Below are 6005 nucleotides of genomic sequence, written 5' to 3'. Positions count from 1 at the left end.
GCGAGCGCCGTCAGCGCATCCGCGAGGCTGGAGCCCGTCCCGACGACGAGCACCGTCGTGCGCAGCTCAGCGGTGAGCTCGCCCGCGCCGATGTTCCCCACGCGCCGCAGCGCGTCGAGGACGCCTTCGCCCGCGGACAGGCACAGCGCCAGGAAGTCGAGGACGGTCGGCAGTTCGTCCTCGATCCGGCGGACGCGCCCGCGTGCCGCACCCGTGAGGTGCGCGTCGCAGAGGAGCAGGCCGATCGCTGCACACACCGGGGCGATGAGCACTGCGGATCCGGATGCGCGTCCGAGGAGCGCGAGAGCGACCGCGAACGCGCCCCCGGCGACGAGCCCGACAAGGCCCCACGCGAGCTGGCGACCACGGAAGGCCGCGGCATCCATCGTCCATCCGGCCTGTCGCAGCCGGCGGTCGACCGACTCGGTGCCCCCGAGCAGGCGACCCGCCCGCGTGAACGCAGCGCGCGCGAGGTCCGGAATGCCGGACGCCGGAGGAGCCGCCGGCAGCGAGACGCCGAGGGGGTCGGTGACGTCCCGGATGTACGGCGCGATCCGTCGCGACAGGCTCGGCGCACCCCACCGCGGGATGAGCGCCAGCAAGCACCACACCCCGAGCCCGAATGCCGTTCCGAGAACCACCGCGAGCGCGATGTCCGTCGGCGTGAACCCGCTCATCCGAACCACCTGCGCGGCTCCGGAAGCCGGCCGATGCGCAGCATCAGCCGGTAGGCGAGGAAGGACACGACCGCGCCGGCGACGACGAGGCCCACGCCTTCCGGGGTGGCATAGGCCTTCGCCCCTTCCGGACGCATCACGAGCATGCCGAGGATGATCCACGGCGCGACGACGCCGAGGACGGCGGCGCCGCGGATCCACGATTGCCGGGACTCGACCTCGGCGCGCAGAGCGGCATCCGCCCGTACCGATGCCGACAGCGCACGCAGCACGGGCACGAGCTCGGTGCCGCCGACTTGGCGCGCCATCCGCAGCGTCTCCACGATGCGGTCGCCCACGGGATCGGCCAGTGCCTCCTTGAGTCGCCGTGCGCTCGAGTCGAAGTGCCCCGAGGCGGCGAGGTCGCGCGCGAATCCCGCGAAGGCGGGGCGCAGAGTGTCCGGGGCGGAGGTCGCGAGTGAAGCGACCGCGTCCGGCAGCGACATGCCCGCCCGCACCGACGCGATGAGAAGGTCGCAGACATCGGGCCACAGCGTGCGCCGCCGGCGGACCAGTCGAACGCGGCGACCGCGCAGGATGGCGACAGGAGTCGCGGCGCCGACCACCCCGGCGAGGACGGCGAGAACCGGGAGCGCGGCGACGAGCCAGGCGATCGCAGCGGCGACGGCGCCGGCCGCCGCCGAAAGGACGACGAGCATCGTTCCCGACAGCTGCGGAACGCCCGCGCCCGCGGCCAGGCGGTCGAGACGCCCGGTGCGCTCCTCCCCTGCCGCGGGCGCCTGCCCCGCGGGCCACAGCCACGGTGAGAGGACGAGCAGGATGCCCGCGGCGAGCATCGCGCCCCACACCACCGTCATCCGTGCGCTCCGTACAGCGTGCGGGCGGCGACCGCTCCGTTCTCGATGCCGGTCGGCTCCACGATCTCGACGACACGGCGTAGGCCCGCCGCATCCCGTTCGCAGTGGGCGACGAGATGGACACCGGCTGCGACCGCGGGCATCACGAAGCCGCTGTCGATGTTGCGGCCGGCGAGAAGCGGCAGTGCGGCGAGCTTGGCGAGCGCCTCCCTCGCCGAGTTCGCGTGAATCGTCGCCGCGCCCGGAACTCCCGTGTTCAAGGCGAGCAGCAGGTCGAGCGCCTCCGCGTCGCGGACCTCGCCCACGACGAGGCGGTCCGGCCGCATGCGCAGTGCCTCCTTCACGAGGCGGCGCAGGCTCACCTCGCCCGTCCCCTCGAGCGACGGCTGGCGCCCCTGCATCGCGACGATGTCCGGCGCATCCACGGCGAGCTCGAACGTCTCCTCCACGGTGACGATCCGGTGCGACGGCGGGCAGGTCGCGATGAGGGCGCCCAGGAGCGTGGTCTTGCCCGCGTGCGTGGCGCCGGAGACGAGGATGCTGCGCCCCGTCGTCATGGCATCGCGCAGCAGTCGGGCGGCCGCAGGCTCGAGCGAGCCTGCGGACACGAGCCGGTCGAGGTCGCGATACGCGGGCAGGAACTTGCGGATGTTGACCGACCAATGGCGTCGCGTGATGTCCGGAATGACGACGTGAAGGCGGCTGCCGTCCGGGAGCGAGGCGTCGACGAACGGCTGCGACAGGTCGACGCGCCGGCCGGACGCCTGCAGCATCCGCTCGACGAGATCGCGCACCGCCGCATCCGTCAGCCGCAGCGGAACCCGCTCGGGCACGCCGTCACGCGCGATGAAGACGCGGTCGGGCGCATTGATCCAGACCTCTTCGACCGTCGGGTCGTCGAGGAACGGCTGCAGAGGTCCGTAACCCGCGACAGCGGCGAGCACCTCGCGCACGCACGCGTGCTCGTCGTCCACCGGAGCCAGGCCGCGGGCGAGAGCGAAGTCGTTGTGCCGCCGCACCTCCGCCCAGGTGATCTGCAGCGCGACGTCCGGATCGCGCGTCGGATCGGTCTGTTCGGCGCGGAGGCGCTCGCGCACACGATCGGCGACGGATGCCGTCGGCCCTGCCGTGTACGCGAGTGTCACCGGAGCATCATGGCAAGCTTCCCGGAAACGCCCGGAAAGTTATCCACAGCCCTACGGCGCGGAGAGCCCCCACAGCGGGTAGAGGACGTCCAGTCCTGCCGCGACGCCGCCCGTGAATGCCGGCCCGACGTGCACGGCACCCGGGATCGCGGTCAACGTCACATTCATCCCGACCGACCGGGCGAACGCCGAGATCATCTTCTGATCCGGGCCGTACTTCGGGTCCTCGGCACCGTAGGTGAAGACCGCGTTGATGCCGTCGTACACACCCTTCGGAGCCTTGCGCATGATGTTCATCGGCTTGCTCGCCTCGAACGCGGCGCGGTTGCCCTCGAAGATGCGCTGCAGCGCCAGGTTCGGGTGCACCGAGCCGGGGAACGGCTCACCCGAGATGTCGACGATGTTCCCGAAGGTCGTGGGCATGAGCGCGCCGTACTTGATGGCGCAACCGCCGCCGTTCGAGTAGCCCATGATCGCCCAGTACTTCGGGTCCGGGATGATGTGGAGGTGCGCCTTGGCCCACGTGACGACATCCTTCGTGATGTACGTCTCCGCATTGCCGTACATCTTGGAGTCCGCGCACGTCGGGTCGCCCTGCGTGCCGACCTGATCCGCAACCAAGACGATCGGCGCGAGCCCCTCGTGCTTCTGCTGGTACTGGTTGACGACGGCCGAAACACGGTCTGGGCTGGGGTTGCCCGGGTACCCCATCATCAGGATCACGAGCGGCAGCTCGGGCGCGTCCGGGACGAGCGCCGCCGGCGGCAGGTACAGCCCCGCCGGGCGGGCACGGAATCCGGATTCGGTCGCGGGGATCGTGACGGTTCCCTGACGGCCGAGCTTCGGAATGTCGGCGGGGGCACGCCACGCCTCGTAGAGCGACGAGCCGCTCCCCGGCGTCCACGCGGGCGCCGCCGACGACGTCGGGTTGGGGTGGGAAGTCGGAATGGCGATCGGATGCTTCACCGAGATGCCCATCATGTCGGCCACCGTCGCGTTCAGTCCGTAGACGGCGTTGATCCCGACGGCGCCGGCGGCGATGAACACGGGGACGGCCAGCACGGCGATGGCCTTCCGCCACCACCGCGAGTGCCACAGGTTCGCGAGGGCGAGTCCCACCGCGCCGAAGGCGGCGATCGCCCACCAGAGGAGCTCGATCTGCAGCTGCTCGCCGAACGCGTTGGTGACGTTGGAGACAACGAAGATGAGAATCGCGGCGAGGGTCCCGACGAGGATACCGATCGCCGATGCGACGAGCCGGCCGCGGCCGGGCTTGCGCACGAGGAGATAGACGGCGAGCGCGAGCGCAATGACGTACAGGGCGACCGGAACGGGTCCATCCAGCACGGCGGTGTTGAGAATCGCGTTCATCAGTCCTCGTCTGTCGGGCGGCCGGTTCACTGTATCCGCGGGGCCTCGTGCGAGCCTGCGTGACAGCCGTGAGATCGCCGTGCCGTGCACATATCCCTCACAGCCTGCTCAGTAGAATTGCCAGCAGCGCGGGAGTGGTGAAACTGGCAGACACGCAGGATTTAGGTTCCTGTGCCTCCGGGCGTGTGGGTTCAAGTCCCACCTTCCGCACGCGTCGACTTGTCGCGCTCCTACTTCTCCTCAATCGACGGGAATCCCGTGCATCCTGCCGCTCTCATCCCCTGGCTCGACCCGCAGGGCATCATCCACGCCGCGGGCCCCTGGGCGCTGCTCGTGGTCTGCCTCATCGTCTTCGCCGAGACGGGCCTGCTCATCGGCTTCCTCTTCCCCGGCGACACGCTCCTGCTGATCTCGGGACTGCTCTCCCACTCCACCGACTCGTACCCGAACGGGGTGTTCGGGGTGAACGTGTGGATCGTCGCCGCGGCGATCGCGGTGGCCGCCTTCATCGGCGGCGAGGTGGGCTATCTCATCGGCCACAAGGGCGGCCCCTCGATCTTCGAGCGCAAGGAGTCGGGGGTGTTCAGCCGCAAGAACGTCGAGCGCACGAACGCCTTCTTCGAGCGCTACGGAGGCATGACGGTCGTCCTCGCCCGTTTCGTTCCCGTCGTGCGCACGTTCGCCCCGATCGTGGCCGGCGTCGGGCACATGCCCTGGCGGCGCTACACCCTCTACAACCTCTTCGGCGCCGTGCTGTGGGGCTTCGGCATCACGCTTCTCGGCTACGCGATCGGCTTCATCCCGTGGGTGGCCTCGCTCGTGACGAAGTACATCGACCTCATCCTCATCGGGGTGGTCGTCCTCACGATCGCCGTGACCGCGTGGCACTACCTCCGCGAGCGCGCCAAGGCCCGCCGCGAGGCCGCCGAGGGCGCAGACGTCGAGACCGACGCCGACGAGGCGCAGGCCCTCGTCCTCGACGAGGACGTCTTCACCCCGCCGACGCGCCGCTCGCTGCGGAAGGACTCGGCACAGGAGCCCGACGAGCCGGTCGCGTAGCGCTACTCCCCCGCGGCCTTCTTCCCCGCCTTCTTCCCGGAGGTCTTCTCGTCGCCTGAGCTCTTGGCGCGGTTGCGCTCCACACTGGCGCGCAGAGCTTCCATGAGGTCGATGACCTCTCCGCCGGCCCCCTCCTCCTCTGCGGAGCCGAAGGTGTCGGCCGTGTCGAAGGCATCCCCCTTCTCGAGCTTCGCCTGGACGAGCGTGCGCAGCTCCTGCTGATACTCGTCGACGAACGCGCTCGGTTCGAAGTCGGCGGCGAATCCGTCGACGAGGGATGCGGAGAGCTCGAGCTCTTTGTCGGAGATCTTGATCGGCGTGTCCAGCGCGGGGAACGCCGCCTCCCGCACCTCGTCCGCCCACAGCATCGTCTGCAGCACGAGGACGTCTCCACGGACGCGGAGGGCCGCCAGTCGCGTCTTCTGCCGCAGGGAGAAGCGCACGATCGCGGTGCGGTCGGTGTTCTGCAGAGTCTCGCGCAGCAGGACGTATGCCTTCGGCGACATGGAGTCGGGCTCGAGGTAGTAGGCCTTGTCGAACAGCAGAGGATCGATCTGGTCCGTCGGCACGAACTCGACGACCTCGATCTCCCGGCTGCGCTCGGCGGGGAGCGCGGCGAAGTCCTCCGACGTGATCACGACGGTGCGCTCGCCGTCGTCGTACGCCCGATCGATGTCCGCGTAGGGCACCTCCTCGCCGTCGAGCTCGCACACGCGCCGGTAGCGGATGCGGCCGCCGTCCGCGTTGTGCACCTGATGCAACGACAGGTCGTGGTCCTCCGTGGCGGAGTAGACCTTGACGGGGACGTTCACGAGTCCGAACGTCAGGGCGCCTTTCCAGATGGCTCTCATCACTCCAGTACACACCTGTCGCATATGCCACGGCTAGCCTGGCGT

The 6005-nt window shown here is 69.9% G+C and carries 6 protein-coding genes and 1 tRNA gene; 2 read left to right on the top strand and 5 right to left on the bottom strand.

The features are described from left to right. The 4 genes from QSV35_RS16420 to QSV35_RS16405 all read right to left on the bottom strand — a co-directional run. Nucleotides 1–677: type II secretion protein F (locus QSV35_RS16420; RefSeq protein WP_286289883.1), on the bottom strand; the 677-nt coding region annotated here is incomplete at its 3' end. After that, nucleotides 674–1534, bottom strand: coding sequence for a type II secretion system F family protein (locus QSV35_RS16415; RefSeq protein ID WP_286289881.1), 861 nt, complete (start codon nt 1532–1534; stop codon nt 674–676). The genes QSV35_RS16415 and QSV35_RS16420, both read right to left, overlap by 4 nt. Next, complete coding sequence (locus QSV35_RS16410) at nt 1531–2679, bottom strand: TadA family conjugal transfer-associated ATPase (RefSeq protein WP_286289880.1); 1149 nt, start codon at nt 2677–2679, stop codon at nt 1531–1533. The genes QSV35_RS16415 and QSV35_RS16410 overlap by 4 nt, the downstream gene beginning before the upstream one ends. Nucleotides 2680–2730: 51 nt before the next feature. Further along, nucleotides 2731–4050: an alpha/beta hydrolase gene (locus tag QSV35_RS16405; RefSeq protein ID WP_286289879.1), complete on the bottom strand. Its 1320-nt coding sequence runs from the start codon at nt 4048–4050 to the stop codon at nt 2731–2733. Between the two features lie 128 nt (nt 4051–4178). Between QSV35_RS16405 and QSV35_RS16400 the strand changes: the two genes are divergently transcribed. Next, nucleotides 4179–4260 (top strand) — tRNA-Leu (locus tag QSV35_RS16400). Between the two features lie 48 nt (nt 4261–4308). Next, nucleotides 4309–5109, top strand: coding sequence for a DedA family protein (locus QSV35_RS16395; RefSeq protein ID WP_286289878.1), 801 nt, complete (start codon nt 4309–4311; stop codon nt 5107–5109). A gap of 2 nt (nt 5110–5111) precedes the next feature. On the opposite strand, the gene ku is transcribed toward QSV35_RS16395, so the two are convergent. Continuing rightward, nucleotides 5112–5960 (bottom strand): non-homologous end joining protein Ku, encoded by an 849-nt coding sequence (ku, locus tag QSV35_RS16390; RefSeq protein WP_286289876.1) that lies wholly within the window; start codon nt 5958–5960, stop codon nt 5112–5114. Nucleotides 5961–6005: the final 45 nt, after the last annotated feature.

Source organism: Microbacterium candidum (assembly GCF_030315975.1).
GTDB classification, from domain to species: Bacteria; Actinomycetota; Actinomycetes; order Actinomycetales; family Microbacteriaceae; genus Microbacterium; species Microbacterium candidum.
The sequence above is the reverse complement of the archived record's forward strand: the minus strand, read 5'-3'. Positions and strand labels throughout refer to the sequence as shown.

What these genes read in the sequence shown, in the direction of transcription:
- QSV35_RS16405 (WP_286289879.1), bottom strand. Translation starts at nt 4,050, where the DNA reads ATGAACGCGATTCTCAACACCGCCGTGCTGGATGGACCCGTTCCGGTC.
- ku (WP_286289876.1), bottom strand. Translation starts at nt 5,960, where the DNA reads ATGAGAGCCATCTGGAAAGGCGCCCTGACGTTCGGACTCGTGAACGTC.
- QSV35_RS16415 (WP_286289881.1), bottom strand. Translation starts at nt 1,534, where the DNA reads ATGACGGTGGTGTGGGGCGCGATGCTCGCCGCGGGCATCCTGCTCGTC.